This is a genomic window from Pedococcus sp. P2_E4, assembly GCF_056403935.1.
In genome coordinates this window covers 44383-70993 of record NZ_JBFUEO010000002.1, presented here as the reverse complement: position 1 = coordinate 70993, position 26611 = coordinate 44383, and the positions used below count along the sequence as shown (strand labels likewise).

28 protein-coding genes are annotated in these 26611 nt (G+C 71.8%); 17 read left to right on the top strand and 11 right to left on the bottom strand.

All coding sequences use genetic code 11. The features are described 5' to 3' along the window. Nucleotides 1-45: 45 nt before the first annotated feature. Genes AC1DV7_RS01805 through AC1DV7_RS01795 form a run of 3 tightly spaced genes read right to left on the bottom strand, consistent with a single transcriptional unit; the run spans nt 46 to nt 2380 of the window. Complete coding sequence (locus AC1DV7_RS01805) at nt 46-513, bottom strand: PGPGW domain-containing protein (RefSeq protein WP_477593986.1); 468 nt, start codon at nt 511-513, stop codon at nt 46-48. Then, nucleotides 510-1358: an aminotransferase class IV gene (locus tag AC1DV7_RS01800; RefSeq protein ID WP_477593985.1), complete on the bottom strand. Its 849-nt coding sequence runs from the start codon at nt 1356-1358 to the stop codon at nt 510-512. The genes AC1DV7_RS01805 and AC1DV7_RS01800 overlap by 4 nt, the downstream gene beginning before the upstream one ends. After that, the gene (locus AC1DV7_RS01795) at nt 1355-2380 is read right to left on the bottom strand and encodes a chorismate-binding protein (RefSeq protein WP_477593983.1); all 1026 of its coding nucleotides are present in this window, start codon (nt 2378-2380) and stop codon (nt 1355-1357) included. The genes AC1DV7_RS01800 and AC1DV7_RS01795 overlap by 4 nt, the downstream gene beginning before the upstream one ends. 35 nt (nt 2381-2415) lie before the next feature. Here AC1DV7_RS01795 and AC1DV7_RS01790 point away from each other — a divergent pair, with 35 nt between their 5' ends. From AC1DV7_RS01790 to AC1DV7_RS01765, 6 genes are all read left to right on the top strand, one after another. Continuing rightward, nucleotides 2416-3564: a CapA family protein gene (locus AC1DV7_RS01790; protein ID WP_477593981.1), complete on the top strand. Its 1149-nt coding sequence runs from the start codon at nt 2416-2418 to the stop codon at nt 3562-3564. 96 nt (nt 3565-3660) lie between these two features. Continuing rightward, the gene (locus AC1DV7_RS01785) at nt 3661-4758 is read left to right on the top strand and encodes an LLM class flavin-dependent oxidoreductase (protein ID WP_477593979.1); all 1098 of its coding nucleotides are present in this window, start codon (nt 3661-3663) and stop codon (nt 4756-4758) included. Beyond that, a complete protein-coding gene (locus AC1DV7_RS01780) occupies nt 4755-5381 on the top strand; it encodes an FMN reductase (protein WP_477593977.1) in 627 nt (208 codons plus the stop codon). Before AC1DV7_RS01785 ends, AC1DV7_RS01780 begins: the two co-directional genes overlap by 4 nt. Nucleotides 5382-5490: 109 nt before the next feature. Then, nucleotides 5491-6357, top strand: coding sequence for a universal stress protein (locus tag AC1DV7_RS01775; RefSeq protein ID WP_477593976.1), 867 nt, complete (start codon nt 5491-5493; stop codon nt 6355-6357). Nucleotides 6358-6408: 51 nt separating this feature from the next. After that, on the top strand, nt 6409-6936 hold the full coding sequence (locus tag AC1DV7_RS01770; RefSeq protein ID WP_477593974.1) for a flavodoxin family protein: 528 nt from the start codon (nt 6409-6411) through the stop codon (nt 6934-6936). Between the two features lie 31 nt (nt 6937-6967). Next, a complete protein-coding gene (locus AC1DV7_RS01765) occupies nt 6968-7735 on the top strand; it encodes an SDR family NAD(P)-dependent oxidoreductase (protein ID WP_477593972.1) in 768 nt (255 codons plus the stop codon). A gap of 109 nt (nt 7736-7844) precedes the next feature. Here AC1DV7_RS01765 and AC1DV7_RS01760 read toward each other — a convergent pair whose 3' ends face one another. Then, on the bottom strand, nt 7845-8435 hold the full coding sequence (locus tag AC1DV7_RS01760; protein ID WP_477593970.1) for a hypothetical protein: 591 nt from the start codon (nt 8433-8435) through the stop codon (nt 7845-7847). Nucleotides 8436-8716: 281 nt separating this feature from the next. On the opposite strand from AC1DV7_RS01760, the gene AC1DV7_RS01755 reads away from it, so the two are divergent. Continuing rightward, nucleotides 8717-9145, top strand: a complete 429-nt coding sequence (locus AC1DV7_RS01755) for a pyridoxamine 5'-phosphate oxidase family protein (RefSeq protein WP_477593968.1) — start codon at nt 8717-8719, stop codon at nt 9143-9145. An 84-nt stretch (nt 9146-9229) separates the two neighbouring features. On the opposite strand, the gene AC1DV7_RS01750 is transcribed toward AC1DV7_RS01755, so the two are convergent. Further along, the gene (locus tag AC1DV7_RS01750; protein WP_477593966.1) at nt 9230-10162 is read right to left on the bottom strand and encodes a universal stress protein; all 933 of its coding nucleotides are present in this window, start codon (nt 10160-10162) and stop codon (nt 9230-9232) included. A gap of 62 nt (nt 10163-10224) precedes the next feature. After that, nucleotides 10225-10848: a CBS domain-containing protein gene (locus tag AC1DV7_RS01745; RefSeq protein WP_477593964.1), complete on the bottom strand. Its 624-nt coding sequence runs from the start codon at nt 10846-10848 to the stop codon at nt 10225-10227. A 213-nt stretch (nt 10849-11061) separates the two neighbouring features. Here AC1DV7_RS01745 and AC1DV7_RS01740 point away from each other — a divergent pair, with 213 nt between their 5' ends. The 7 genes from AC1DV7_RS01740 (at nt 11062) to AC1DV7_RS01710 (ending at nt 17119) form a co-directional block, all read left to right on the top strand. Continuing rightward, nucleotides 11062-12108 (top strand): trypsin-like serine peptidase, encoded by a 1047-nt coding sequence (locus AC1DV7_RS01740; protein ID WP_477593962.1) that lies wholly within the window; start codon nt 11062-11064, stop codon nt 12106-12108. After that, the gene (locus AC1DV7_RS01735) at nt 12105-13118 is read left to right on the top strand and encodes a lipase family protein (protein ID WP_477593960.1); all 1014 of its coding nucleotides are present in this window, start codon (nt 12105-12107) and stop codon (nt 13116-13118) included. The genes AC1DV7_RS01740 and AC1DV7_RS01735 overlap by 4 nt, the downstream gene beginning before the upstream one ends. A gap of 11 nt (nt 13119-13129) precedes the next feature. Beyond that, entirely contained in the window at nt 13130-14017 is an 888-nt protein-coding gene (locus AC1DV7_RS01730; protein WP_477593958.1) for a peptidoglycan-binding protein, read from the top strand. Continuing rightward, nucleotides 13996-14658, top strand: coding sequence for a hypothetical protein (locus AC1DV7_RS01725; RefSeq protein WP_477593957.1), 663 nt, complete (start codon nt 13996-13998; stop codon nt 14656-14658). The genes AC1DV7_RS01730 and AC1DV7_RS01725 overlap by 22 nt, the downstream gene beginning before the upstream one ends. Nucleotides 14659-14661: 3 nt before the next feature. Then, nucleotides 14662-15537: a hypothetical protein gene (locus AC1DV7_RS01720; RefSeq protein ID WP_477593955.1), complete on the top strand. Its 876-nt coding sequence runs from the start codon at nt 14662-14664 to the stop codon at nt 15535-15537. Between the two features lie 110 nt (nt 15538-15647). Then, a complete protein-coding gene (locus tag AC1DV7_RS01715) occupies nt 15648-16076 on the top strand; it encodes an OsmC family protein (protein WP_477593953.1) in 429 nt (142 codons plus the stop codon). A gap of 29 nt (nt 16077-16105) precedes the next feature. Further along, nucleotides 16106-17119, top strand: a complete 1014-nt coding sequence (locus AC1DV7_RS01710) for a CorA family divalent cation transporter (protein WP_477593951.1) — start codon at nt 16106-16108, stop codon at nt 17117-17119. A gap of 58 nt (nt 17120-17177) precedes the next feature. Here AC1DV7_RS01710 and AC1DV7_RS01705 read toward each other — a convergent pair whose 3' ends face one another. The 3 genes from AC1DV7_RS01705 to AC1DV7_RS01695 are packed head-to-tail and all read right to left on the bottom strand — an operon-like array spanning nt 17178 to nt 20967. Beyond that, nucleotides 17178-19436: a xanthine dehydrogenase family protein molybdopterin-binding subunit gene (locus tag AC1DV7_RS01705; RefSeq protein ID WP_477593949.1), complete on the bottom strand. Its 2259-nt coding sequence runs from the start codon at nt 19434-19436 to the stop codon at nt 17178-17180. Further along, nucleotides 19433-20428, bottom strand: a complete 996-nt coding sequence (locus AC1DV7_RS01700) for an FAD binding domain-containing protein (RefSeq protein WP_477593947.1) — start codon at nt 20426-20428, stop codon at nt 19433-19435. The genes AC1DV7_RS01705 and AC1DV7_RS01700 overlap by 4 nt, the downstream gene beginning before the upstream one ends. Next, nucleotides 20425-20967: a 2Fe-2S iron-sulfur cluster-binding protein gene (locus AC1DV7_RS01695; RefSeq protein WP_477593945.1), complete on the bottom strand. Its 543-nt coding sequence runs from the start codon at nt 20965-20967 to the stop codon at nt 20425-20427. The genes AC1DV7_RS01700 and AC1DV7_RS01695 overlap by 4 nt, the downstream gene beginning before the upstream one ends. A gap of 131 nt (nt 20968-21098) precedes the next feature. Between AC1DV7_RS01695 and AC1DV7_RS01690 the strand changes: the two genes are divergently transcribed. Next, entirely contained in the window at nt 21099-22253 is a 1155-nt protein-coding gene (locus AC1DV7_RS01690) for a DUF4185 domain-containing protein (protein ID WP_477593943.1), read from the top strand. On the opposite strand, the gene AC1DV7_RS01685 is transcribed toward AC1DV7_RS01690, so the two are convergent. Further along, nucleotides 22250-22642 carry a DUF2237 family protein gene (locus AC1DV7_RS01685; protein ID WP_477593941.1) on the bottom strand — a complete coding sequence of 131 codons (393 nt, stop codon included), beginning with the start codon at nt 22640-22642 and terminating at the stop codon, nt 22250-22252. The genes AC1DV7_RS01690 and AC1DV7_RS01685 overlap by 4 nt on opposite strands. A gap of 195 nt (nt 22643-22837) precedes the next feature. Here AC1DV7_RS01685 and AC1DV7_RS01680 point away from each other — a divergent pair, with 195 nt between their 5' ends. Further along, complete coding sequence (locus tag AC1DV7_RS01680) at nt 22838-23347, top strand: hypothetical protein (protein ID WP_477593939.1); 510 nt, start codon at nt 22838-22840, stop codon at nt 23345-23347. A gap of 20 nt (nt 23348-23367) precedes the next feature. Here AC1DV7_RS01680 and AC1DV7_RS01675 read toward each other — a convergent pair whose 3' ends face one another. After that, nucleotides 23368-25635 carry an MMPL family transporter gene (locus tag AC1DV7_RS01675; RefSeq protein WP_477593937.1) on the bottom strand — a complete coding sequence of 756 codons (2268 nt, stop codon included), beginning with the start codon at nt 25633-25635 and terminating at the stop codon, nt 23368-23370. A 149-nt stretch (nt 25636-25784) separates the two neighbouring features. On the opposite strand from AC1DV7_RS01675, the gene AC1DV7_RS01670 reads away from it, so the two are divergent. Continuing rightward, nucleotides 25785-26609 carry a TetR/AcrR family transcriptional regulator gene (locus AC1DV7_RS01670; protein WP_477593935.1) on the top strand — a complete coding sequence of 275 codons (825 nt, stop codon included), beginning with the start codon at nt 25785-25787 and terminating at the stop codon, nt 26607-26609. Nucleotides 26610-26611: the final 2 nt, after the last annotated feature.

Genomic DNA, 26611 nt, shown 5'->3' with positions numbered 1-26611 from the left:
ATCGGGTCGGCGTGCCGGTCAGCTGCCCGTCGCACCGGGCCCGCGTCAGAGTCCGGGCAGCAACAGCAGCTGCGTCTCGAGCGCGTCCGGCATGAACGACGGCACCCCAGAGACGAGGAACAGCAGGTAGAAGAACAGGCCGACGAGGACCGCGGTCGCCAGCCCGACCAGCCCCTTGAACCACAGCGGCTTGGGCTTGATCCACGCGTTCCACCGCGCGAGGCGTTCCTTGACCCAGTCGCGCAGGTCCTGGGCCCACTCGAACTCCGACGCCCACACGATGATGCCGAAGATGACGATCAGCCACCCGGGACCGGGCAGCGGGACGAGGGCGAGGCCACCGGCGACGATGAGCAGGCCCAGCGGTGCGATGACCCACCACTTGTAGATGCGGTGGCTGTGCGGGTTGGCGCGGATCTTGCGGCGCCACTCCCAGTCGCTTCTCGCCTCCGGCGCAGCGTCGTTGCTCGCCTGCGGCGCGGCGGGCGGGTCGTCGTGACGGGCCTCGGTCACGGGTCGATCCGCTCGGTGCACAGCCGGGCGAACACCTCGGCGGCGCGGGCCGTCAGGGGCCCTGGCGACAGGGTGCGGTCGTCGACGCCGTGGATCGCGAGAACGTCCTTGGTGGAGCTGGTGATGAAGACCTCGTCGGCCTCTCCCAGCACCTCCAGCGGCATGGCTTCCTCGCGGACCTCGAGCCCGGCCTCGCGGCACCACTCGATGGTGACCTCGCGCGTGATCCCGGCGAGGCAGCCGGAGTCGAGCGGGGGCGTGCTGATGACGCCGTCCCGGACGACGAAGATGTTGGACCCGGTGCACTCGCAGAGCTCACCTCGGGTGTTGGCGAACACCGCCTCGATGGCCCCGCGCTCCTTGGCGTAGGCCAGGGCCACGACGTTCTCGGCATACGACGTCGTCTTGAGGCCGGCCACGGCGGACCGCTCGTTGCGGGTCCAGGGGACCACGGCCACGGTCGCGCTGGCCGGCGGTCGCGGCTGGGGGCCGGCGGTGACGATGTACGTGAGCGGGCTGTCGTCGCGGTCCGAACCCAGCGGCCCCGCTCCCCCCGTCACCGAGTAGCGAAGCCGTCCGAACTCGATGGGGTCACCTGCCTCGAGCACGGCCTTCGCGCCCTCCGCGATGTAGTCGTGGTCGGCGGGCGGAAGCCCCAGGCCCGCCAGTGTGCGGTCCAGCCGCCGGGCGTGCCGGGTGGCCGCGAACACCTGGCCCCGGTCGACCTTGGCCGTCTCGAAGGCTCCGTCGCCGACCGTGACGCCGTGGTCGAGGGCCGCGATGGCGGGCTCGTCGATGCCGGTCAGCCGGCCGTTGACCCAGACCCGGGGCTCGTTGCTGCTCATGCCTCCACCTTTCCAGACGCCAGGCCGACCAGTCGTCGGGATTTCACCTGAGTCTCCACCCATTCCTGCTCGGGGTCGGACCCCCACGTGATGCCTGCCCCGGTGCCGAACCGCAGCACGCGCCCACCGCCGCCGTCGTCCTGTGCCCAGAACGACCGGATCCCCACGGCGAGTTCCGCCCGGTCGCGGTCGGCGTCGATCCAGCCGACCGCGCCGCAGTAGGGCCCGCGAGGGGCGTCCTCGAGGTCACGGATGGCCCGCAGCGCACTGGACTTCGGCGCCCCGGACACCGAGCCCGGGGGGAAGGTCGCCGCCATGACGTCCGGCCAGTCGACCCCCGGCCGCAGCTGCCCCGAGACCGCCGACACGAGGTGCACCATGCCCGGGTGCTGCTCCGGGCGGCACAGGTGGTCTACCACCACGGTGCCCTCGCGGCACACGTGGGACAGGTCGTTGCGCACGAGGTCGACGATCATGACGTTCTCGGAGTAGTCCTTGGGCAGCATGGCCGCCAAGGTCGTGGCTGTGCCCTTGATGGGGCGCGACTCCAGCCGGTCACCGTCGCGCAGCAGGAACGCCTCGGGGCTGGCACAGACCACGTCGAGGCCCGCGCCCGGCACGTGGACCCGACCCGCGTGCGGCGCCGGGTTCCCCCGGACGAGCAGCTGGGCGAGCCCGTCGAGGTCGGCGCCCGCCGGCAGCGCGTGGCTGAGGACCCGGCAGAGGTTGACCTGGTAGACCGTGCCCGCGGCGATCCGCTCGCGGACCTCGGCCACCCCCGCGAGGTATGCCGCGTGGTCCAGGCTCGTGACCCACTCCCCCTCCAGCGGCGACCAGCCGACGGGGCCCGGTTCGGCCGCATCGAGGTCGACCTCCTCGAAGCGGACGGCGGTGACGGGTCCGTCGAACTCGGCGACGACCGCCCAGAACCCGCTGTCGAGGTCGGCCAGGTCGTGCCGGACCTCGACGGGTCGGGTGGCGAGGACCGAGCCGAACCGCGCGTGCCCCGTTGCCGCCTCCACGACCGTGATCCTAGGGCGACCTACACTCAGCGCTCATGCGCCGTCCCTCCGCCGTCGTGGCGAGCACCCTGCTGGGGCTCCTGGCCGCGGGCTGCTCCGCGGAGTCGGGCGCGGCACCGGCGGCCACCCGCACGCCCTCCGCCAGGGCCACCACCTCGACGACGACTGCCGCTCCCACCACCGCGAGCCCCTCGACCACGTCGGCGACCCCGCCCGCCTCGGACCCGGGGACCTTGACGATGGCCTTCGGGGGCGACGTCCACTTCGAGGACTACCTCGCGCCGCTGGCCCGTGACCGCCACGGGTTGGACGAGCTGCGCAGCACCCTGGGGTCGGCGGACCTCGCGATGGTCAACCTCGAGACGGCGATCACCGAGCGGGGCACCAAGATCGGCAAGGAGTTCCACTTCCGCGCGCCCGCGACCGCGCTCGACACGATCGCCAGTGCGGGGGTCGACGCGGTGAGCATGGCCAACAACCACGGCGTGGACTACGGCCCGCTCGGTTTGCAGGACACCCTGGCCGCCAAGGAGGACAGCCCCATCCCGGTCGTCGGGATCGGCGCCACGGAGGTCGAGGCGTTCGCCCCCGCCTACCTCAAGGCCAAGGGGCTCACCGTCGCGGTGTTCGGCTCGTCCCAGGTCTACGAGATGACGCTGGCGAACTGGTCGGCCGGACCCGCCAAGGCGGGGATCGCCTCGAGCATGCCGCCCACCCGTCTGCGCCGGGCGGTCGAGGCTGCCAGCAGGCGGGCCGACCTGGTGGTCGTGTTCCTCCACTGGGGCACCGACTACCAGTCGTGCCCCGACCAGCTGTCCGTCCAGACGGCGCAGGTCCTCGAGGAGGCGGGCGCCGACGTCATCGTCGGCGGTCACTCGCACCGGGTCAACGGCGCGGGGTGGCTCGGCCGTTCGTACGTGCACTACGGCCTGGGCAACTTCGTGTGGTGGCGCAGCCACGAGCCCGACGCGCGCTCGGGTGTCCTGACGTTGTCCATCGACGTGGCCGCCGCCAAGGGCAACCGGCGCACCGAGCGCAGCGCCGTGCGCAAGGCGGTCTGGACGCCGATGCTCGTCGGCACCGACGGCATACCGCGCGAGCCCGGCGCCGCCGACAGCGCACGGCTCCTGCGGCTCTGGAACCAGTCGCGCGCGTGCGCGCACCTCGCCGCCACGCCGGACTGACCGACGGACTGACCCGCCACACAGCCTCGCGGAATGAACGCGACCCACCTGCCGTTAAGGTAGTTGAAATCGCAACTACTTAAGGAGCGCGGGACAGTGCAGTTCGGGATCTTCACCGTCGGGGACCTCACGCAGGACCCGACCACGGGTCACACCATCAGCGAGAACGAGCGCATCAAGAACACCCTCGAGCTCGCCATCCACGCGGAGCAGGTCGGCCTCGACGTCTTCGCGACCGGCGAGCACCACAACCCGCCCTTCGTGCCCTCCTCCCCCACGACCACGCTGGGCTTCATCGCCGCCCGGACCTCACGCCTGCTGCTGTCGACCTCCACGACCCTCATCACCACCAACGACCCGGTGAAGATCGCCGAGGACTACGCCACGCTGCAACACCTCGCCGACGGCCGCGTCGACCTGATGATGGGCCGTGGCAACACCGGCCCCGTGTACCCGTGGTTCGGCAAGGACATCCGTGACGGCATCCCGCTGGCCATCGAGAACTACGCGCTGCTGCGTCGCCTCTGGACCGAGGACGTCGTGACCTGGGAGGGCAAGTACCGCACGCCACTGCAGTCGTTCACGTCGACGCCTCGCCCACTCGACGGCGTCGCGCCGTTCGTCTGGCACGGCTCGATCCGCAGCCCCGAGATCGCCGAGCAGGCGGCGTACTACGGCGACGGCTTCTTCCACAACAACATCTTCTGGCCGATGAGCCACACCAGGCAGATGGTCGCGCTCTACCGGCGTCGCTTCGAGCACTACGGGCACGGCGCCGCCGACCAGGCCGTCGTCGGGCTCGGTGGACAGGTGTTCATGCGGGCCAACAGCCAGGACGCCGTGCGAGAGTTCCGTCCCTACTTCGACAACGCGCCTGTCTACGGGCACGGTCCGTCGCTGGAGGAGTTCAGCCGCGAGACGCCGCTCACCGTGGGTTCGCCCCAGCAGGTGGTGGAGCGGTATGCCGCGATGGCGGACTCCGTGGGTGACTACCAGCGCCAGCTGTTCCTCATCGACCACGCCGGCCTCCCCCACCGGACCGTCATGGAGCAGGTCGAGCTGCTCGGCACCCAGGTGGTGCCCGAGCTGCGCCGGATCGCGGCTGCCCGCAAGCCGGCCCACGTCCCCGACGCCCCCACCCACGCGAGCCGGGTCGCCAGCATCGCCGCCCGCGACGCCAAGGTCACCTCATGAGCGCCCAGACCGCACGCCACCTGGTCGTCGTCCAGGCGGGCCTGGGGCAGCCCAGCTCCAGCCGACTGCTCGCCGAGCAGCTGTCCACCGCCACACGGGACGCGCTGCTCGAGCGGGGCACCGAGGCGGACGTGACGCTCGTCGACCTGCGCGAACACGCGCACGCGCTGGCCGACGCCCTGCTCACGGGGTTTGCCAGCGGCGCGCTGCGCGACGCCCTGGACGCGGTGCGGCAGGCGGACGGCGTGGTCGTCGTGACCCCCGTGTTCCAGGCGTCGTACAGCGGGCTCTTCAAGCAGTTCTTCGACGTCCTCGACGAGGGTGCCCTGCGCGGGACGCCCGTCCTGCTGGCCGCCACGGCCGGAACAGCCCGCCACTCGCTCGTCCTCGAGCACGCCCTGCGCCCGATGTTCGCCTACCTCAAGGCGGTCACGGTGCCGACAGCCGTCTTCGCGGCCTCGGAGGACTGGGGCCGGGGGGGCTTGGTCACCGGTGGGCTCTCCGCGCGCGTCCAGGTGGCCGCAGGTGAGCTCGCGGACCTGGTGACCGGGCAGGCAGCCCGGGCCGTCCACGCGGACGAGTTCGCCGACCCGGTGCCGTTCGAGGAGCTGCTCAACCGCTGACCCGCGCTGCCGGGATGACCCGGGCCGGGACCTTCGGCCCGGGTGATCGGCCTCGCGTCGCGCGACCCTCGAAGGGACGGGCCAGTGCCCGAACGAGGAGGATCGTCCGATGCCATCGTGGAGCGGCGAGCGCGCCATCGTCGTCGGGGTCGACGGCTCAGTGGAGTCCAACGCCGCGCTCGACTGGGCGGCGGACGAGGCCCGTCTCCGCGGGCTTCCCCTGGACGTGGTCCACGCCACCGGGATCGACCGGCTGGTGGCGGCTACCGTCCTGGTTCCCGAACCGAGCTGGCACACCGGCGACGACATCACCGACGCGGCGCTGGTGCAGGTCCACACCACCCACCCCGGCCTGCGCGTGACCGGTCGGGCGACGACAGGGTCGGCTGCCCACGACCTCGTCGAGGCCTCGGAGGACGCCGACACCGTGGTCGTGGGTGCCCGCGGCCGTGGCGGGGTGGGGGGGTTGCTGGGGTCGGTGTCGCTCCAGGTGGCCATGCACTCCCTGGTCCCCGTCGTCGTGGTCCGTCCACACACCCGGTCCGGGGGCCCCGTCGTGGTGGGCGTCGACGGGTCCGCCTCCGCCAAGGCCGCCGTCGCCTTCGGGTTCGAGCAGGCCCGGGCCCGCCGGGTGACCCTCGTGCTCGTGGCGGCCTGGCAGGTGGAGTTCGTGGGCGGCGCCGTGGCCACCACGCGCGGCTCACCCCAGTGGACTGCCGTCGAGGAGCGGCTCGCGGCCTTGGTGGAGGAGATCAGCGAAGAGCCCCGCCGGGCGCACCCCGACGTCGAGGTCGAGGTCCGGATCGTCCACCGGAGACCCGCTGACGCGGTGGTCGACGCGGCCGGCGAGGCCGGGCTGGTCGTCGTCGGCGCGCGAGGACGGGGCGGCTTCCGGGGGCTCCTGCTCGGTTCAGTCAGCCACGAGGTGCTGCAGCGGAGCACCTGCCCGGTCGCCGTGGTGCGCGGCCGGCACTGACACCCGCGCGGGCGGGTGGTCCGCCCGCGCCCGAAGGAAAGGAACGGCGTCGTGAAGCGCAGTCTGGTCGTGTACGAGTCGATGTTCGGGAACACCAGGGCCGTGGCCGAGGCCATCGCCGATGGCCTCGGCAGCTGGTCCGAGGTCGAGCTGTGCGAAGTGTCCCGTGCCGACGCCGTCCCGCCGGGGCTCGACCTGCTCGTCGTCGGTGGGCCGACCCACGCCTTCGGGCTCAGCCGGCCGTCGACGCGTGAGGACGCGGCGACGAAGTCCCACCATCCGGTCGAGTCCGCCTCCAGGGGGATCCGCGAGTGGCTGGAGTCGCTCGAACCCGGGGCGAGTGAGACGGTGTTCGCGACGTTCGACACCCGGGTGAGCCACCCCCGGGTCCCGGGGTCAGCTGCCAAGAAGGCGGCGAAGCGGCTGCGCCGGGTGCACCTGCGACAGGCAGCAGATCCGGAGACGTTCTGGGTGCACGGCCTCGAGGGGCCGCTCGACGAGGGCGAGCTGGACCGCGCCCGCGAATGGGGCCGTTCCTTGGTCGAGGTCGTCGGTCCGCAGGGCCAACCCGTCGGCTGACGCGGGACTTTCCGGGTCCTAGATTGGGCTCATGAACGCACTGGACCGCTTCTCCCTCGCAGGCAGGGTGGCCGTGGTCACCGGCGCGACCCGTGGACTGGGGGCCGGGTTCGCCCGCGCCCTCGGCGATGCGGGGGCTGCCGTCGTCCTCGTCGGGCGCGACGCCGACGCGGCCGACGGCGTCCTGGAGTCCTTGCAGGCCAACGACATCCGCGCTGACTTCGTCGAGGCTGACGTCACCCGAGCGGCCGATGTCCAACGCGTCCTCGACTCCGCCCTGGCGATGTACGGCCGGGTCGACGTCCTCGTCAACAACGCCGGCGCCTGCGTGCACGCCCCGGCGCTGGACGTCACCCCGGAGGACTGGCGGGCCGTCATGGACGTCAACCTCGACGCCGTGTGGACCTGCTCCCAGACGTTCGGCCGGCACTTCGTCGCCGAGGGCTCCGGGTCGATCGTCAACATCGGGTCCATGTCCGGGTTCATCGTCAACCGACCACAGTGGCAGCCGGCCTACAACGCCTCGAAGGCCGCCGTGCACCACCTCACCCGCAGTCTGGCCGCCGAGTGGGCGCCCCACGGTGTGCGGGTCAACGCCCTGGCTCCCGGTTACATCAAGACCGACATGTCGCCCGTGGACGACCCGCAGTTCCGCCAGCACTGGATCGAGGACGCCCCCATGCGGCGGTACGGCACGGTCGAGGAGCTGGCTCCCGCCGTCGTCTTCCTCGCCAGCGACGCGTCGTCCTTCGTCACGGGTTCGGTCCTGGTCGCGGACGGCGGCTACACCGCCTTCTGAGGCCGTCCGCCTCGTCAGGGCGGCACACAACGCGGAGCAGAGCCCCCGCCTCAGGGGTGGCGGGGGCTCTCGTCCGGGGTGGCGCCGACCGTGTGGTCGGCCTCGATGACTAGGCGATCGCGGGCTTGGCTGCCCTCGCGCGGCTGCCGGCGCCCACTTCCTCCTCCGCGGGGACCCGGCGCAGGTGCCGGAAGCCGAGCAGGGCCAGGACCAGCATGGCCGCCGCGCCGATGAAGCTGGCGATCGCGGCATACATCGCGATGACACCCATGGTCCCGAAGGCGTAGGCGTTGAGCAGCAGGCCCCGCAGCGTCTCACCGCGGAAGGCGAGGTCGACCATGGCCTTGGCCTTGGGGTCGTCCGGGTTCGCCCGGGAGGCGGCACTCAGCTCGGAGTAGGTCTTGCCACCGGTCGACTCGTCGAGGTGGACCTTGATGTAGTGGTCGGCCCAGGCCTTGGCCTGTGCACCGGTGGTCAGCTGCTGCCCCGCGTACTGCTCGAGGTAGGGCTTGACCTTGGGGTCGTTGAGCTGGTCGCTCCCCTTGGCAGGGAAGGTGATGTGCTGCGCCGCGAGCTGCGTGTGGACTTCGTTGTCGACGAAGTTGCTGGCCCACGTCAACAGGCCGCCGGCTACCAACAGGACGGCGGCGACGATCAGGCCGCCGGTCGTGAGCAGGGCGTCGAGAGTGCGTCGTCGCATGGCTGGTGTTCCTCCTCTGGGCGCGGTGCGCCCGTGATGGTTTCCTTCTGGCACTTCAACTCTCGCGGCTGGACGGGGTGGCATTCAGGGCCAAAGGTCCTGACTTCACGACGCATCGCCAGGGTTGCTCCCACGGTGTCGAGCGCGACCACCCCCACGCGTGGAGTGACCCGGAACCGGGCCGACATTCAGGGCCCTTGGTCCCTGCCTCGCGACACCACGGCATCCCAGCCTTGGAGGCAAGCCCCTCGCAGCCGCGCGAGGGCCCCGAGGAGGACCGCATGCCCACCCAGACCAACCTGAGCACCGACCACACCGGCCTGCGGGTGATGGGGCTGGACGAGTGTCTCGAGCGGATCGTCGCCACCCCCATCGGCCGGTTCGCGTTCGTGCTCGATGCCGAGATCGCCGTCCTGCCCGTCCAGCACGTCACGGACGGAGTCGACGTGTGCTTCCGGACCGCCGGCGACTCGAAGATCGAAGCCGCGCTGGACCACGACCGGGTTGCCTTCGAGGTCGATTCGTTCGACGCCACCACCCGCACCGGCTGGAGCGTCCTGGTGCAGGGGACGGCGGTCCTGGTGGAGGACCCGGCAGAGATCAGGGCGCTGGAGAGCCGGGCAGGGCGTCCGTGGGTCCGCTCCCTCGCGCGCGGTCACCGCTGGATCCGCATCCGCTCCCAGAGCGTGACCGGCCGCGAGCTGGCCTGAGCCGGTGCCGCGCTGGCCTGCGCCGGTGCCGCGCTGGCCTGCGCCGGTGCCGGGCTGGCCCGATCTCGGCGCCGGTGAGCACCCCTAGGCGAACGCCCCTCGGCGCACGACGGCAACCGGCGAGGCTGCGGCCCGCAGGACCCCGTGGCTGACGGAGCCGAGCATCATGCCGGCAAAACCTCCCTCGCCCCGGCTGCCGACCACGACCAGGCCAGCACCCGGCGACGCCGCAACCAACACGTCCACTGCATCACCCTCGACGGTGCTGCCCGTGACCTCGAGGTCGGGGTGCTGGGCGAGCAGGTGGTGCTCGGCCCGCTCCAGCCGCTCGCTGGCCACGTCCTGGGCACGCGAGGTCCTGACGTCCAGACCCCACGGCTCGCCCGTGTCGTCCTGCCACGCAGCGACGACGACGACCGCAGACCCGGTGGCGACGGCCACCGCGGCGCCGAGGTCGAGCGCGGCCATCGATCCCGACGACCCGTCGACTCCCACCAGCACCGGCCGTCGCGAGTGGCGCGGTTGCACCGTCGTGCCCGCGGGGAACACCACGACGGGGCATCGCGCATGCATGCTCACGGCGAAGGACACCGACCCCAGCGCCGCGACGAGGACGTGTCCGCGCCGCCGCCGGCCCACGACCAGCAGGGCCGCGTCGGCGGAGTGTGCGATCAGCTCTGCGGCCGCTCCCCCCACCACCCCGACGCTGAGCACGGCGAGCCCGGGCTCCACCGCACGCGCGAGCCGGGCCCCTCGTGCGGCGACCTGGGCGCTGCGCTCCCTCAGCGCGACCTCGAGGGGCGGCGTCCCACCCAGGACGTCGAGCCGAATCCCACTGCCCGGTAGGGGGACCGCGTGCAGAACGGTGAGGCTTGCGCCCAGGGCGAAGGCCCGCAGGGCAGCCCACCTCACGGCGCCCTCGGACTCCGGAGTGCCGTCGAACCCGACCACGACCTGACGCAGGGCGCGGGCCTGGGGTGCGTGGGCCTCCCGGTCGGCGGAGCACGTGGTGGTCATCCGACCACGATGGGCCCCCCGAGCTTCCGCGGGCAGTGCCGAAGGTCCCTCCGCCGACCTCATCAGTCCCCGGGGGGCGGGGCGACGACGACACCGCGGACCCCGGGGGCCGTCGCGGCGATCGCAGCCGCCAGTCGCGCGTCCCTGCCCTCAGCCACTCCGGAGACGGTGACCACGCCGCGGGTCACGCTCACGTCCCACTCCGGCCGGGAGACCACACCGTAGTCGCGGACGACGTGCAGCCAGATCTCCGCGTCACTGGTGGACAGCACGCGGATGACGTCGCTGCGGCTGATCATGCCGACGAGGACTCCGTCGGTGTCGACGATGGGCAGGCTCTTCCACCCCGTGTCCGCCAACAAGTGCGCGACATCGGCGACGTCGGACCCGTCGCGCGTCGTGACGGGGTCGGGCGTCATCACCTCGGCTACGGTCCTCGGCCAGGCCAGGTCGGCGACCTCCGGGCGCTCACCGGGGTCCACAGGGCGCAACCTGGCCCGGGGGTCGTCGGCGAGACAGAGACGCAGCACGTCCGCCTCGCTCAGGATGCCGACCACCCGGTTCGAGGGGTCCACGACAGGCAGGGCCGAGACCCCTCTGTCGGCGAGGATCCGCACCGCCACGTCGAGGGCCGAGTCGGCCCGGACGCTGGCGACCTGCCGGGTTCCCAGTTCGCTGACGAGCATTGCTCCTCCTGTGGCGTGCTTCCGTGGTGGCTCCTGCCGCACCACCGTTGCGCGCGACGACTGCCCCCGGACAGGGCCGAAGGTCCCGGCTCGGCACCATCGCGGGCTACGTCATATAGCCGATCTCGGCCGCGAGCGACCACGCCCATACTGGGGCATCTGCAGGAAAGTCCCTCCGACCCGTGGCAAGGACGACAACGGAGGCGTGACGCGATGGCGATCATGAGTACCCTGCCCGACCCGCCAGAGCCGCGGCCGGGTGAGACTGCAGCGCTGCCCGAACCCACCTTCACTCCGGGGCCGGCGGCTGTCGAGCAGATCGAGCAGGTCCGGGCGGCCAAGCAGGACGCGTGGCGCATGGAACCGCTGGCGCGCAAGGTCGCCTATGCCCGGCGTCAGGGAGAGTCCGTGCCGCGCGACGCCTCCCCCACCGTCGTCGACGAGACGCTGGAGCGCATCTTCAAGAACGCCGACTTCCTGCCGGGGTGGTGGCTCACGGCTGGTGCCAAGCGTGCCGACGCGGTGGCGAAGCTGACCACCGCCGTGGAGATGGGCACCGGGTTCCTCGTCTCGCCCTGGCTGCTGATGACCAACCACCACGTCCTCGACTCGGTCGAGACGGCAGCCGGGACGACGGCGTGGTTCCGCTACGTCGAGGACGAGGACGGGTCGAGCCAGCCCACCAAGGTCGCACTCCAGCCGGAGCGGTGCTTCGTGACCAGCCCGGCCGAGGACCTCGACTTCACGATCGTCGCGGTGGCCCCCGTCGCCGACAAGCCGCCGAGCGAGACGTTCGGCTTCATCGCCCTGCACGGCGGTGTCGGCAAGATCGTCAAGGGCCAGCCGGTCAACGTCATCCAGCACCCCCAGGGACGCCACCGTGAGGTGACCCTGCGCAACAACACCTTCAGTGGTCCGATCGTCGACGCACAGGGCGTCGAGAACCCCAAGTACCTGCTCTACGACGCCGACACCGAGCCGGGGTCGTCCGGCGCACCGTTGCTCAGCGACAGCTGGGAGCTGATCGGTCTGCACCACGCCAGTGAGCAGCAGCGCAACGCCCAGGGTCAGTTCGTCGACCTCGACGGCAACGTCGCCGACGCGAACACCCCTGAGAGCAAACGGATCTGGGTCGCCAACCGCGGTATCAGGATCTCGGCCATCGTCAAGGACCTGTCCGCACGAACCATCGACACGAGCTACGGGACCGAGGCAGCCGAGCTGGTCGGCCACCTGCTCGGACTGGGAGGAAACATATGACCACTGCCCTGCTGCTGGTCCACGGGCGCAGCCAACAGATGCCCGCTGGGGTGGTCCGCACCGAGTCCTCGGTGGCGGACTTCGTCGCCGGCAAGCGACGGGAGTGGCTGGCCGGGCTCGCCAAGGGCATGACCCTCGCGGGCCGCCCGAAGGTGGGCGCGGATGCGGTGTACTTCCCCTACTACGGCAACGTGCTGGCCGACGCGATCGCCAAGCACGTCAAGGCCGGCGGCCGCACCCCTGAGCTGGAGGGCACGACGATCGAGGCCCAGGCTGCGACCACGACCGACGACATGGTGCTGGACGCCGCGGCGGAGCTGGGGTTCGTCGCCTCGCGTCGGCTCGAGCAGAGCGAGCCCGAGGTGGCCGACGCCGCGCGCGACGTGGAGAAGTCCCGCGCTGCGGGCGAGGAGGCCTCGTGGGGTGACCTGCTCAAGCCCAAGGTGGTGCGCGAGGCGCTGCGCTTCCTCAGCGACAAGACGGGGGCGCCGCAGCTGATCATCACCCAGTTCCTGAGCGACGTCGCGTACTACCTCGAGGACGACACCATGCGCGAGGAGGTGCAGGCGGTCGTGAGCGAGTCCCTCGCCAAGATCACCGCCGACGGCCACAGCGACGTCGTCGTCATCGGCCACAGCCTCGGCAGCTGCGTCGCCTACGACGCCCTCCAGCGCTACAGCGGCTCCGCCCGCGTCCGGCTGCTCGTGACCGCCGGCTCCCCCGACGGGTATGCCGTGGTGAAGCGCAACCTGTGGGGTGGCCCCGAGGGTGCCGCGGAGCGCGGCATACCGTCCGTGGTCAACCCGGTGAGCGGGCCCCTGCGCTGGCTCAACGTCTTCGACGAGCACGACGTCGTCGCGCTGGTCCACCCACTGGGCCCGCTGTTCGCGGCGGGCAGCGACGCGATGCGCGACGAGCGCACCCAGAACCCCTCGGACCCGCACTCGATCCAGGACTACCTCTCCGACCCCGACGTCGCCGGCCCGATCGCCGACGCCCTGACCGGCTAGGAGGAGCGACCATGACCGTCACGGACCCGGTCAGCACCAACTCGCTCGGCGAGCCCGAAGCCGTGCCCCAGCAGACCGACAACGGTCCCAAGGAGGGTGACGCCGACGTCGACCAGGAGTCGGTGGAGCTCCCGTCCGCCGGCGAGCACGAGGGGGCAGGGCTCGCGGACGCCGTCCTGGCTGCGGCGATGAGCCACCGCGGCACCATCGAGTCCCCACCCGGCAGCAACCGCACGCCCTTCGGGGCCCAGTACGGCTGGAACGGCGTCGCGTGGTGCAACATCTTCGTCTCCCGGATGGGGTTCGAGGTCGTCGGCAGCTACGACCTGCTGGGCAAGTTCGCCGGCACCATCGCCTGCGCCGAGTGGTGGCAGAAGCAGGGCCGGTTCGGAAGCGAGCCGCGTCCCGGTGCGGCCGTGTTCTTCGACTGGAAGGGCGGCCGGAGCATCGGGGCGATCGACCACATCGGGCTGGTCATCGCACCGCTCGCGAACGGCCGGATCCGCACGATCGAGGGCAACGCCGCCATCACCGGCAAGAGTGACGGCGTGTGGGTGCATGACCGGTCGACGTCGTTCATCGTCGGGTACGGCTACCCGAGCTACACCGGTGGCGCCGCCAAGCAGGCCGCCAGGGCGGACACGAAGCCCGTCGCCGTCGCGAAACCCGGTGCCGCGCCGCCCTTCCCGGGCCTGATGGCCATCAGGAAGACCGGCGCCGGGGTCCGCGCCCTCCAGGCCAGGCTCAAGGCGCGGGGGTGGAAGATCACGGTCGACGGGGAGTTCGGCCCCCAGACCGACCGCATCGTGCGCGCCTTCCAGAAGGACAAGGGGCTGACCGTCGACGGGGAAGTCGGTCCCAAGACGTGGAGCGCGCTGTGGACCACACCCGTCACCTGAGCCTGGCCCGTGCAGCCGGGGCGGTCGTCGCTGTCGCGGCAGCCTGGGTGCTGGCGGGGTGCGGAGCGCCGACGAGCGGGCCGCAGGAGGCACCTGCCGGCACCTCCTCGTCGGCACAGTCGTCGCAGGAGTCGTCGCAGGAGCCGGAGCCCGAGCCGACGACGGAGGGCACCGACCCCACCACCCCCGCGTCGTCGAGCCGCGAGTCCAACCCGGCCATCTCGGTCGCGAGGCTGCCGGTCGGCGGCGCGTCACAGCTTCGCGACGACGACCCGACCTTCCAGTGCGCCGAGGTCTCGTGGATCGTCGACAACAACGGGCAGATCCCGCGCGGCACCGCCGTCGAGCTCACCGACGTCCTCTTCAAGCCCGACGTCTTCGAGGTGGTGCGCGGCGGGTGCGGGACGTCCCAGCCGAACTGCGTCGGCTACATCTTCCGTTCCACGGCCCAGCGCTGCGACCTGCTCGTCCGGCTGGTGGGGACGATCCCCGAGAACACGGAGCCTTCGGTCGGCTTCGCAGGCCTGGTCTACTGCCCGCGCAACGACTCGCCCGCCTGCCGCGCGTTCGTGGCGGCCATGGGTGACCAGCAGCAGATCTCCGTGCAGCTCAACGTCCCGCCGAGCCCCGAGACGACCTGAGCGATGACCCAGGAAGCGAGCCAGCCGAGCGACGCCGACCCCGATCGTCCGGCCGCTCCGTCCGGGCTGTCGTGGGACCGCGTCTACAGCTTCGCCGGGAACATCGTCGCGCCGGCGACGGCGCTCAGCACGCTGCTCTTCTACTTCGGCTACGTCTCCACGCGCGCGCAGTACCTCTACTTCGGGCTCGACGTCGACACCATCGGGTTGTCCACCCAGGCCTTCGTGATGCGCAGCCCGCAGCCGCTGCTCGTCCCGGTGCTCGTCCTGTTCCTGCTCGTCGCCGGGGGCGTCGCCGTGAACCGCTGGGTCGGACCACGGCTCGCGGGACGCACCACAGCCACCCTGAGGCTGGGCGTCGGGCTCCTCACAGCCGGGCTTGTCCTGCTCTTCCTCTACCCAGCCATCGGCCAGTGGGCCTGGTACCCCCTCACCACTCCCCTGGTGCTGGCCCTCGGGGCCGGCGTCACGGCATACGCGATGGGGTTGCGGCACGGCCCGGTCCGGTTGCGGGTGGCGCTGTGGCTCACGGTCGCCGCTGCGGTGTTCTGGGCGAACGCGACCCTCGCGCAGTGGTCGGGGACGGGCCTGGGCCAGGAGCAGGCGAGCCGCCTCGACGAGCTGCCCCGGGTCGTGCTCGACACCCGCGAGCGGCTGTACCTGCGCAACGCCGACGTCAGCGAGACCGTCCTGCAGACCGAGGAGGGCCAGACCTTCCGCTACCGCTACCGCGGGCTGCGGCTGCTCGTGCAGAACGGTGACCGGATGTTCCTCGTGCCGTGCACCGAGAGCGTCACGCCTTGTCCCTACCACCGGGGCAGCGCGACGCTCGTCGTGCGCCTGGCGGACAGCACCCGTGTGCAGTTCCTCGCCCCCTGACCGCCCACTGACCGGACCTCGAACCCACCGACTCCGGACACGCCATTGCGCCGCGCGGGAATCGCCATAGATTTGAGGCAGTCACACCCCCAGACCCGAGGAGAGCACCCATGCCCACCACCCGCACCGCCACCGCCCACTGGGAGGGTTCCCTGATGGAGGGGGCCGGCGAGGTCACCCTCCAGTCGTCCGGCAACGGGACCTTCGCCGTGTCCTGGCCGGCACGGGCCGAGGAGGCGAACGGGAAGACCAGCCCGGAGGAGCTCATCGCCGCCGCGCACTCCACCTGCTTCTCGATGGCGCTGTCGCACGCCCTCGCCCAGGCAGGCACGCCGCCGACCTCCATCGACACGACCGCGAACGTCACCTTCCAGCCGGGCACCGGCATCACCGGCATCGTCCTGTCGGTCGTGGGGAGCGTCCCCGGCCTGACCGCCGAGCAGTTCGAGGAGGCCGCGCAGGGCGCCAAGGAGGGCTGCCCGGTGAGCCAGGCCCTCAGGGCCGTGCCCATCACGCTCGAGACGAGCTTCGCCGGCTGACCCGGCGACCCGGCGACCCGGTCCAAGCCGTGACGAGTGACGCAGCGACGAGGACACCAGTGCGCACCTGGTGGGTCGGACCCGACGGCCTCGAGGAGCACGTCCCCGAGGACGTCGCCGACCTGCTCGCCCGCCCCGACGGCTTCGTCTGGGTGGACGTCCCCGAGCTCGACGACACCGCGGAGACGTTGCTGCGTGAGGAGTTCCACGCCCACCCGATGGTCCTCAAGGCCTGCCGGGAACGGAACTTCGTCCCTACCGTGCACGGCTACGAGGACCACACGTTCGTCATCATCCACGCACCACTCGCCGGCGAGGGCGGGCACGTGCACATGCTCGAGCTGGACCAGCTGGTCGGGACGCGCTACCTCGTCACGGTGCACGGGCCGCGCAACCCCGCCGTGTCCCTCGCCGACGCGACCGCAGAGACCGACGCCGTGCGCGAGCGCATCGCAGCCGGACGGTTGCGCCCTGCCACCCCTGTCCAGCTCTCGCACGCCATCGGGTCAGCCGTCGCGCGCCGTCAGAGCGCCGCCGTGCGGGCGGTGGCCGCACGGCTGCCGGCCCTGGAGATGCGGGTCATGGACTCGGACTTCCACCAGCCCGAGGAGCTGCTCGAGGAGCTCTTCCTGCTGCGTCACGAGCTGCTGATCTCGCGGGTGCAGGCCGGGCAGGCACACGAGATCTACGGTCGGCTGGCCACGCTCGAGCGCTTCTCCAGCGACGAGGCCCGACGACACGCCACCGACCTCGCCGAGCAGTTCGACCGGGTGCGCAGCCTGGCCGACGGCGAGAGCCAGTTCCTGTTCGGCGTGATCGAGCTCTACCAGACCCGGGTGACCACCAAGATGACCGTGGCCATGGAGCGGCTCGCCGTCATCGCCGCCATCACCCTGCCCGTCACGGCCATCGCGTCGATCTACGGGATGAACGTCATCGTCAACTCCTCGACCCACTGGGTGCAGCTGACCGTCGTGCTGGTCGTCATGGCGACCATCAGCCTCTTCCTGCTCCGCTGGGCGCGCCGCCAGGGCTGGTGGTGAGGTCGGCCGGGACCGTCAGCCCACGAACTCTTCAGCCCGCGAGCCTCCCACGAGCTTTTCAGCCCACGAGCTTGTCGAGGGTCAGCGGCAGGTCGGTGACCCGACGACCCGTCGCGTGCCGCACGGCGTTGGCCACCGCGGCCGCCACCCCCACGATGCCGACCTCACCGGCGCCCACGACACCCAGCGGCATCTGCGGGTCGGGGTCGTCGAGCGTGTGCACCTCGAGCCGGGGCACGTCGGCGTGCACCGGGACGTGGTACTCGGCGAGGCTGGGGTTCATGATCCGGGCCGAGCGCGGGTCGATGAGGGTCTCCTCCCCCATCGCCATGCCGAGGCCCATGACGATCCCCCCGCGCAGCTGGCTGTGGGTGGTCTTGGGGTTGATGACGCGACCGACGTCGAACACGCTCAGCCACCGCCGGATCCGCAGCTCCCCGGTGTCGGCGTCGACCCGCACCTCGCAGTAGTGGGCGCCGGTGGCGGCTTTCATCCACCGGCGGCCGTCGAGCACCGTCCTGGTGAGGAACTGCACCTGACCCCAGGTCGCGCGCAGCCCGATGTCGGCGCCGATGGTCACGGTGAGCGACGGCTCGCCCGTCCTGGCGAGCACCTCCTCGGCTGCCGTGCCCGCCGGCAGCCCGGCCTTGGCAGCGGCCGTGTCCAGCTGCTTTCGCATTGCGGCACAGGCCTTTTCGATCGAAGCGGCGAGGCTGGCCGTCTGTCCCGAACCACCCGCACCGGGCCCCGTCGGCAGCTCGGAGTCGCCGTGGCGGACGGCGACCCGCTCGACCGGGACCCCCAGGCCGTCGGCGACCATCTGGGTGACGACCGTGGCGGTCCCCATGCCCATCTCGTGGAAGGCGCAGGACACCGTCACGCCCCCGCTGCGGTCGACGGTGAGCTCGACGTTGGCCACGAACTCCCAGGCCGGGTGGATCGCCGCCGCGACACCCCAGCCGACCAGGTCCTTGCCGTCGCGCGTGCCCGGGGCGGGGCGATCGGCCCAGCCGAACAGGTCGCGTCCGCGGCGCAGGGTCTCACCCAGCCGCCGGTGGGAGTACCGGGCCCCGGTGACCGGACTGGTGTCGCCCGGCTGGTTGAGCAGTCTCAGCTCGACCGGGTCGATGGCCAGCACGGTGGCGAGCTCGTCCACGGCGGACTCGACGGCGAAGCTGCCCTGCGCCTCGCCCGGGGCGCGCATCGCGGTGTTGGTCATGAGGTCGAGCTCGACGATGCGCTGCTCCGCCAGGATCGTTGCCGCGTCGTAGAGGTCGAGGCTGCAGGCGACGATCTGCTCCGCGCCGCCGCCCACGCGCCCGCGGCGGGACACCGCCGAGTGCACGAGGGCCTCCATGCGGCCCTGGGTCGAGGCGCCGATGGCGACCCGCTGCCGGGTGGGCGTCCGCCCGCCGACCGTGCGGTAGACCCCCTCACGGGTCAGGGCCAGCCGCACGGGGCGGTCGAACGCCTTGGCTGCCATGCAGGCCAGGAGGGTCCCGGCCCACACCTTGGACTTGCCGCCGAAGGCGCCCCCGACGTACTGCGCGACGACGTGCACGTCGGCTGCGGGGATCTCGAACCGCTTCGAGAGGTACTTCTGCGTCCAGTCGATGTTCTGGCTGCCGTCGTAGACCGTGAGCCGGGGGCCGTCCCAGACGGCTGTCGTGGCGTGGGGTTCGAGGGCGTTGTGGTGGTGCTGCGGCGTCGTGAAGGTGAGCTCGACCTTCACGGCCGACCCCGCGTATGCCGCGGGCGCGTCTCCGCGCCGACCTCCCGTGGCCGGCATGCCGGGCAGGGTCCGCACCCGCTTGGCCGTGTCGAGCACGGCGTCGAGGTCGGCAGAGACAGGCTCCGCGTGGTAGTCGACCCGGACGAGGGCAGCCGCGTACTGCGCGGCCTCCAGCGTCTCCGCGACGACGACCACCACCGGCTGCCCGTCGACGTGGACCTCGTCGGTGTTGAGGAACCCGATGCTGCTGCCAGCCGCCATGGTCGACAGGTCGAGCGGGTTGAAGGCCGTCGACGGCTTGGCCAGCCGCGGTGCGTTGTGGTGGGTCAGCACGCCGACAACGCCCGGGTGGCTCTCGGCGACCGAGGTGTCGAGCCGCGTGATCCGGCCGCGCGCGATCGTGGCGTGGACCAGCACGGCGTGGGTCAGGCCGGGAACCGGGTACTCGCCCGAGTACCAGGCGGACCCAGTGGTCTTCGCCAGGCCGTCCACGCGGTCGAGCGGCTGGCCGACCGCAGGCTCACGACCGGCGGGAGCTCCGACCGGTGCCGTGCCGGTGGTGGGTCGTTCGGGTGCGAGCGTCATGCCGCACCTCCCTCGTCACGCAGGCGGCGCAGCGTGGCGGTGACCGTGCGCACGGCCAGGTCTGCCTTGAACGCGGTGTGGGTCCCGCCGGCCGCCGGCTCGAGCTCGGCCCGCGCTGCGCTCTCGAACTCCTCGTCGGTGGCCTCGCGGCCGGTGAGCTGCGCCTCCAGGACGGTGGCCCGCCACGGCTTGTGGGCGACGCCGCCGAGGGCCACCCGCACGGTGCGCACGGTCGTGCCCTGGAGCTCGAGCGCCGCGGCGACCGACACCAGGGCGAAGGCGTAGGAAGCCCTGTCGCGGACCTTGCGGTAGCGGGACCGGGTCAGCCACGGCGCTGGCGGCACCTCGACGGCCGTGACGAGGTCCCCCGGGGACAGGGTCGTGTCCCGCTGCGGCGCGTCCCCCGGCAGGCGGTGGAAGTCCCCGATCGGCACCATCCGCACCCCGTCGACGCCGGTGACCTCGACGGTCGCGTCGAGCAGGACGAGGGCGACGGCGAGGTCCGAGGGGTGCACGGCCACGCAGTGCTCGCTCGCCCCGAGGATTGCGCCCATCCGGTTGAAGCCACCTGCGGCGTCGCATCCTGAGCCGGGCTCACGCTTGTTGCAGGCTGCCCCCTCGTCGTAGAAGTACAGGCACCGCGTGCGCTGCATCAGGTTGCCACCGACGGTGGCCATGTTGCGGATCTGTGCCGAGGCGCCCATGAGGACGGCCTGGCTGAGCACCGGGTAGCGTTCACGCACCGCCGCGTGCGCGGCGAGGTCGGTGTTGCGCACCGTCGCCCCGATCCGCAGCCCCCCGTCGGGCTCTTCGGTGATGTCGGCGAGGGGGAGCCCGGTGACGTCGACGAGGACGTCCGGGGTCTCGATGCCCTCACGCATGAGGTCAACCAGGTTGGTCCCACCCCCGAGGAACATCGCCTGCCCCGACCCCGTCACGAGGCTCAGTGCCTCGGCCACGGTCGTCGGTGCGGCATACGCCACGGGCCTCACGCGCGTCCCCCGGCCCGCGCGACGGCATGCTCCTCGATGGCCTCGACGATGCCGTTGTAGGCGCCGCACCGGCACAGGTTGCCGCTCATCCGCTCGCGCACCTCGGCCTCGGTGCGCTCTGGCCGGCTGCTGAGGTGCTCGGTCACCGCACTCGGGACGCCGGCCTCCAGCTCGGTGAGCATGCCCAGCGCCGAACAGATCTGGCCGGATGTGCAGTAGCCGCACTGGAACCCGTCGGCCGTGATGAAGGCGCGCTGGAGGTCGTGCAGGGACTCCGGCGTCCCCACTCCCTCGATGGTGACGACGTCACGCCCGGCCACCTGGGCGGCGAGCGTGAGGCAGCTCAGGACGCGTCGACCACCGACGAGGACGGTGCACGCCCCGCAGGCCCCCTGGTTGCAGCCCTTCTTGGTCCCGGTGAGGTCGAGCCGCTCGCGCAGCACGTCGAGCAGGCTCGCGCCGGCCTCGGCGGTGATCTCGGTGGGTGCGCCGTTGAGGGTGAACTGCGTGGTCGGGCTGGGCTGCGGCTGCAGGCTCACGGGCAGCCCTCCTTGTCGTCTGGGACCGATCTTCCTCTGAGAGCGACCCTAGGACCATTCGGTGACGCCAGCACCGCAAACCCGGGGCGGCCGGCGGACGGTGCCGGCCCGCCCTTCCCTACGATCGAGCCATGCGCCCGCGGCACCTTCTCCTCGCCGTGGCCGGCGTCCTCACCCTGGGGTTGACGGCGTGCACCACCGGTGGCGACGGTGCGAGCGCGACGCGCACCACGGCATACCCGCGGCTCTCCCCCGCCTGTCCCACCCCGGTGGGCACCCCACCTGAGGTGACCGTCCCGCAGCTGAACCGGATCGTGTCCGGACTCGCCCTGCCGGGCTGGCAGGCTGGCGACATCGGGGCGAGTGCCCGCCTGCCCGACCGGCGGTTCGTGTGGGTGTTCGGCGACACCGTCCGCCGTGAGGGCACCAGCCCGCGCATCGTGGCGAACTCGATGCTCGTCACGAGCGGGCTGTGCACCTCGCAGGTGGTGGTCGCGGGCGCCGGGCCGGTGATCCCCGACCGGGCTGACGGGGTCGTGCACTGGCCGATGTCGGTGGCCACCCTCACGTCTCCCCACGGCGACGTCCTCGTCGTCGTCAGCGCACGCATCCGCAGGGGTACAAGCGGCTCGTTCGACTTCACCTACCTCGGCAGCAGCGCCACGGTCTTCGACGTCGAGCCGGCTGGGGTGCCCACCGTGGCGAGCCAGCTCGACATCACGCCCGACGACCCCGACCCGCTGCAGGTCAACTGGGGCTCGGCGATGACGGCGCGGGGTGGCTGGCTCTACGTCTACGGCACCCGGCTGCCGAGCACGACGGCCTTCGGCCGGGCCCTGTATGCCGCCCGCGCACCGATGGGGAACGCGCGCGAGCGCTCTCTGTGGCAGTTCTGGGACGGCACGTCGTGGGTCGGGCAGCAGGACCGTGCCGCCCCGGTGCTCGCGGCGGACGGCGGTGTGTCCCAGACGCTGTCGGTCGACTACGTCGGGGGCCGGTTCGTCATCGTGTCCAAGCGCGACGGCGACCTCGGCAACACCGTCTACGCCTGGACCTCGGACTCCCCCACCGGCCCGTGGACGGCGAGCCGGGGCGTCCGTGCCGACTTCCAGGACCCGTCGGGCCAGCTGAAGTACGCGCCGCTGGCCCACCCACTCATCGCGCTGGCCGACGGCAAGCTGCTGATCTCGATCTCCCGCAACACCACCGACTTCCGACGGCTGCTGGCCCAGCCGGCTCTCGGGCGCCCCGTCTTCGCCGAGATCGCGATGCCCGGGGCTGGTTAGCCCTCGAGCGAGCTGGGGTCGGCGGGAACGTCGACTGCCAGCTGCTGCAGGGCCTGGAGGGGGACGAGGTCGAGCACCGACGCGTTCGTCGCAGCGAGCACCACGGGTGCGGCCACCCCGGCCTCGTAGGCCCTGGCCCAGTTGGGTGCCGTGACGCACCAGCGGTCTCCGGGCACCAGGCCCGGGAAGGAGTACTCGGGCCGGGGTGTCGACAGGTCGTTGCCGATGGAGCGCTGGTGGTCGAGGAACTCCGCGGTGACGACCGCGCAGATCGTGTGGCTGCCGACGTCCTGCGGGCCGGTGTCGCAGCAACCGGTCCGGTAGAAGCCGGTCACCGGGTCCGTGCCGCACTCCTCCAGCGCACCGCCGAGGACATTTCGTTGCTCCATCGCGGTCAGCCCTCCCGGGTCAGGCGGACCACGCGGCCGGTGCGGAGGGGGTCGACGAGCATGCCCTCGACGGTACGCGCGCAGGCGCCGCAGTGCGCCAGTTGCACGAGGACAGTCACGCGACGTCCCGTGACACTGGTCAGCGCAGGTCGCCCCGAGCTGCTCCGCCGCACCGGTCCGAGCCGAGGAGGTCACATGTCCGAGCTGCCACGGCGTGCTGACCGCGCCCAGCCGGCCACGGGCTGGTCCGGGACGGCGGCGACCCCCGCGCGCCGGGCGGTCCTCGGCCTCGGCGCGGCCCTCGTCAGTGCGGTCGCGTGCACGGCCTTCGTGATGGTGACCGGGTACGACTACTCCGTCTTCGCCGTGGGCGTCGGGTCGCTCGTCGGCTGGTGCCTGCTCGTGGCCGGGCCGATGTCCCGTCCTGGCCTCGTGAAGGCCGGTGCGGTGGCGCTGACCGCGGGCAGCCTGGTGCTCACCGAGTACCTGCTCCTGTGGTTCTGGGACGGCGACGCCTTCGCACCGCTGTGGATCCCGTTGCCCGAGGCCACGTCCCATGTCTGGCAGAACAGGACGAGCGACCCGATGGGACTGTTGTTCTGGTGCTTCTTCGCGCTGTTCGGCATGGGCGCCGCCGTCTCCAGGCTGTCCGGTAGGGACGACGAGCCGCAGGCCGACGACCCGCTGTCGGGGCCGTCGGCCTGACCGCTGAGGGGGGCGGACGCTCAGCCCCGGTGCCCGGCCGCGGCCACAGGCGGCTCGACACCCTCGACGGTGGCGCGGCCCGGGAGCCGGTGGTCGCCTGAGTGGGCCGCGGGCGCCTCGCGGTGGCCGTGCCTCTCCCACCACCGGGCCAGCGGACCTGGGGCGTACCAGTTGGCCCGCCCCAGCAGCCGCATCGTGGCGGGGACGAGCAGGGCCCGGACCACCGTGGCGTCGAGCAGCACCGCGACGAGCATGCCGACGCCGATCATCTTGAGGAAGACGATCCCGCTGGTCGCGAAGCCGCCGATGACGACGGCCAGCAACAGGGCCGCGCTGGTGATGATCCGACCGGACCGCTGGACGCCTGCGGCGACGGCCCGGGTGTTGTCCCCGGTGCGGTCCCACTCCTCGCGGACCCGGCTGAGCAGGAACACCTCGTAGTCCATGGACAGCCCGAAGAGGATCGCCAGCATGAGGATCGGCTGCGTGACGTCGAGGTAGCCGGGCGACGTGAAGCCGAGCAGGCCGGACAGGTGGCCCTCCTGGAAGATCCACGTCACGACGCCGAAGCTCGCCACGATGGAGACCGCGTTCATGACGATCGCCTTGAGGGGCAGCACGACGGAGCCGAAGGCGATGAACAGCAGGACCAGCATGACGGCCGCGACGGTCAGGGCCATCCAGGGCAGCTTGGCGCCGATCGAGTCGATGAGGTCGACCGCGTCCGCCGTCGGACCACCCACGAGGGCGGTGCTGCCCGCCGGAGTCGGCAGGGCACGGATGCCCTTGACGACGTCCTGGCTGGCGGCGGTCTGGCCGTTGCCCGCCCACGTGGCCTGCACGAGGGTCGTCGGCGTGCCCTGGGCGGTCGTCGAGGCGACGGCCTGGACCTGGGTGACGCCGTCGACGGCGGACAGGTTGCGCAGGTAGGTCGCCGTGGCCGCCTCGTCGGCGCCACGCAGCATGATCGACGCGGTCGACGTCTCGCCACCGAACAGCCGTGCCTGAAGGTCGGCGGCCTGCCGGCTCGGGGAGCTCTGTGGCAGCACTCGCTCGTCGACGCTGCCCCACTGCGCCCCGAGGAAGGGGCTGCCGAGCGCGAGCAGGCCCAGGACGATCGCGACGAGGTAGGCCACGGGCCGCCGCATCACGCTGTGGGCCACCCGGGCCCAGGTTCCGTGCACGACCTCGTGGTCGGTCCCGTGCAGCTCGTCGGGGGTGCGCGCGTCGGCGGCGCGCGCCCGGGAGCCGCGGCGCCACGGCATGCGGCCGAACTCGATACGCGGGCCGAGCACGCCGAGCAGTGCCGGCAGCACCGTCAGGGCGGCCACCATGGCGACCAGGACCGCAGCCATGCCGCCGTAGCCCATCGAGCGCAGGAAGTTCTGCGGGAAGAGCAGGAGGGACGCCAGCGACGCGGCGACGATGAGGCCGGAGAACAGGACGGTGCGACCGGCCGTGGTCATCGTCCGGACGACGGCCACCTGGACACTCGAGCGCGAGTCGTCCGGCTGCAGGGCGAGCTCCTCACGGAACCGGTTCACGACGAACAGCGCGTAGTCGATCGCCAGTCCCATGCCGAGCAGCGTGATGACGTTGATCGAGAAGATCGAGACGTCGGTGACGCCGGTGATGAGGCGGACGACCGCGAAGGCGCCCATCACCGCGATGCCACCCACCAGGGTGGGCATGAGGGCCGACACGAGGCTGCCGAAGATGAGCAGGCTGAGGATGAAGACGATCGGCAGCGAGATGGACTCGGCCCGGGCGATGTCCTTGGACACCTGCTCGTTGACGTCGCCGAAGACGGCCCACGGTCCGCCGACGCTGGTGCTCAGGCCGGGCGCGGCGAGGTGGTCCTTGACCGCGTCCCAGTTGTCACTCTTGGCGTCCTGGCCGGCTCCGGCGAGCGTGATGACGACCCGGGTGGCGTGGCCGTCACTGCTGACCAGGCCCGGGGCCTTGGTGTCGTAGTACGTCACCGAGCCGGCGACGTCGCTGGACGGCAGCGCGGCCAGGGTCCCCGTGACCGCCTCCTCGAAGGCCGGGTCCGCGACCCGCAGTGTCGGGCTCGAGTAGACGACCACGAGGTCGGCCTCGCGCCCCGGGAAGGTCGCCTGCTCGAGGGCGAGCTCCTTGGCCGAGTCGGTCGCCGGGTCGTCGAACCCCCCGTTCGAGAGGTTGCCGAACACCCCGATCCCGTATGCCGCCGCGGCCAGGACCACGGCTATCCCCCCGAGCAGGACGGCCCAGGACCTCCGAGCGACGAACTGACCCCACGTGTTCATTCGAACCACTCCTCGCAACCCAGCATCACCAATGTTTACAGCAGTAACAGTGATGGGTGTAAACTAACTTGTCAAGGGTTCATGGTTAACTCAGCGAGTCGACCAGAGGACGAAACGTCGACCAGAGGACGGAAGGGAGCAGACCTCACATGACGGCAGTTCCGACCCGGCGGGAGCGACAGCGGCAGGCGACCTTCGACGAGATCGTCGAGGTGTCCCGCACGCTGCTGCGCGAGGGACAGGACGTCTCCATCCGGGCGGTGGCCCAGGAGATGGGGCTGACGCCCCCGGCGCTCTACCGCTACGTCGACAGCCACGCTGAGCTGCTGACCCTGGTGGCCCGCTCCATCTTCGAGGACGTGGTCGCCGCCATGACGGTGGCCCGTGACGACCAGGCGCCCGACGACCCGTCGGCCCAGGTCGTGGCGGCGTCGGCGGCCTTCCGGGCCTGGGCCCTGCGCAACCGCCCGGAGTTCCAGATGGTCTTCGCCTCGAGCGCGTCCATCGCCATGGACGAGGCCGCCCGATCCCGGGGCGACGCGCCGACCGCCTCGTTCGGCGACTGCCTGCCGGACGACTCCGGCGTCGCGCTGTTCGCGTCGTTCTTCAGCGAGATCTTCGGGCGGCTGTGGGTGAAGTACCAGTTCCCCATCCCGGGCGACGACGACCTCGACCCGGCACTGCTGGAGATCCTGCGCACCGAGGTCAAGCCGCCCGAGGTGACCGACGGGCTCGGCACCCCCAGCCCGGGGATGGTGTGGATGTTCGAGCGCGCCTGGGCCCGGCTCTACGGCACCGTGACGCTCGAGGTCTTCGGACACGTGCACCCCGCCATGATCAGCACAGGCGCCCTGTTCACCGCGACCATGCTCGACATCGGGGCCGACCTGACCATCAGCGACGAGTGGCCGCGGCTCGCGGCAGTAGCCCGGGCCGAGGCGGAGCGCCACCCGCAAACTCCTTTGCCTGGTTGACC

Excerpts from the sequence above, each read along its gene's own strand:
- AC1DV7_RS01800 (WP_477593985.1), bottom strand. The coding sequence starts at position 1,358 with ATGAGCAGCAACGAGCCCCGGGTCTGGGTCAACGGCCGGCTGACCGGC.
- AC1DV7_RS01790 (WP_477593981.1), top strand. The coding sequence starts at position 2,416 with ATGCGCCGTCCCTCCGCCGTCGTGGCGAGCACCCTGCTGGGGCTCCTG.
- AC1DV7_RS01780 (WP_477593977.1), top strand. The coding sequence starts at position 4,755 with ATGAGCGCCCAGACCGCACGCCACCTGGTCGTCGTCCAGGCGGGCCTG.
- AC1DV7_RS01775 (WP_477593976.1), top strand. The coding sequence starts at position 5,491 with ATGCCATCGTGGAGCGGCGAGCGCGCCATCGTCGTCGGGGTCGACGGC.
- AC1DV7_RS01765 (WP_477593972.1), top strand. The coding sequence starts at position 6,968 with ATGAACGCACTGGACCGCTTCTCCCTCGCAGGCAGGGTGGCCGTGGTC.
- AC1DV7_RS01760 (WP_477593970.1), bottom strand. The coding sequence starts at position 8,435 with ATGCGACGACGCACTCTCGACGCCCTGCTCACGACCGGCGGCCTGATC.
- AC1DV7_RS01755 (WP_477593968.1), top strand. The coding sequence starts at position 8,717 with ATGCCCACCCAGACCAACCTGAGCACCGACCACACCGGCCTGCGGGTG.
- AC1DV7_RS01750 (WP_477593966.1), bottom strand. The coding sequence starts at position 10,162 with ATGACCACCACGTGCTCCGCCGACCGGGAGGCCCACGCACCCCAGGCC.
- AC1DV7_RS01745 (WP_477593964.1), bottom strand. The coding sequence starts at position 10,848 with ATGCTCGTCAGCGAACTGGGAACCCGGCAGGTCGCCAGCGTCCGGGCC.
- AC1DV7_RS01740 (WP_477593962.1), top strand. The coding sequence starts at position 11,062 with ATGGCGATCATGAGTACCCTGCCCGACCCGCCAGAGCCGCGGCCGGGT.
- AC1DV7_RS01735 (WP_477593960.1), top strand. The coding sequence starts at position 12,105 with ATGACCACTGCCCTGCTGCTGGTCCACGGGCGCAGCCAACAGATGCCC.
- AC1DV7_RS01730 (WP_477593958.1), top strand. The coding sequence starts at position 13,130 with ATGACCGTCACGGACCCGGTCAGCACCAACTCGCTCGGCGAGCCCGAA.
- AC1DV7_RS01720 (WP_477593955.1), top strand. The coding sequence starts at position 14,662 with ATGACCCAGGAAGCGAGCCAGCCGAGCGACGCCGACCCCGATCGTCCG.
- AC1DV7_RS01715 (WP_477593953.1), top strand. The coding sequence starts at position 15,648 with ATGCCCACCACCCGCACCGCCACCGCCCACTGGGAGGGTTCCCTGATG.
- AC1DV7_RS01705 (WP_477593949.1), bottom strand. The coding sequence starts at position 19,436 with ATGACGCTCGCACCCGAACGACCCACCACCGGCACGGCACCGGTCGGA.
- AC1DV7_RS01690 (WP_477593943.1), top strand. The coding sequence starts at position 21,099 with ATGCGCCCGCGGCACCTTCTCCTCGCCGTGGCCGGCGTCCTCACCCTG.
- AC1DV7_RS01685 (WP_477593941.1), bottom strand. The coding sequence starts at position 22,642 with ATGGAGCAACGAAATGTCCTCGGCGGTGCGCTGGAGGAGTGCGGCACG.
- AC1DV7_RS01680 (WP_477593939.1), top strand. The coding sequence starts at position 22,838 with ATGTCCGAGCTGCCACGGCGTGCTGACCGCGCCCAGCCGGCCACGGGC.
- AC1DV7_RS01675 (WP_477593937.1), bottom strand. The coding sequence starts at position 25,635 with ATGAACACGTGGGGTCAGTTCGTCGCTCGGAGGTCCTGGGCCGTCCTG.
- AC1DV7_RS01670 (WP_477593935.1), top strand. The coding sequence starts at position 25,785 with ATGACGGCAGTTCCGACCCGGCGGGAGCGACAGCGGCAGGCGACCTTC.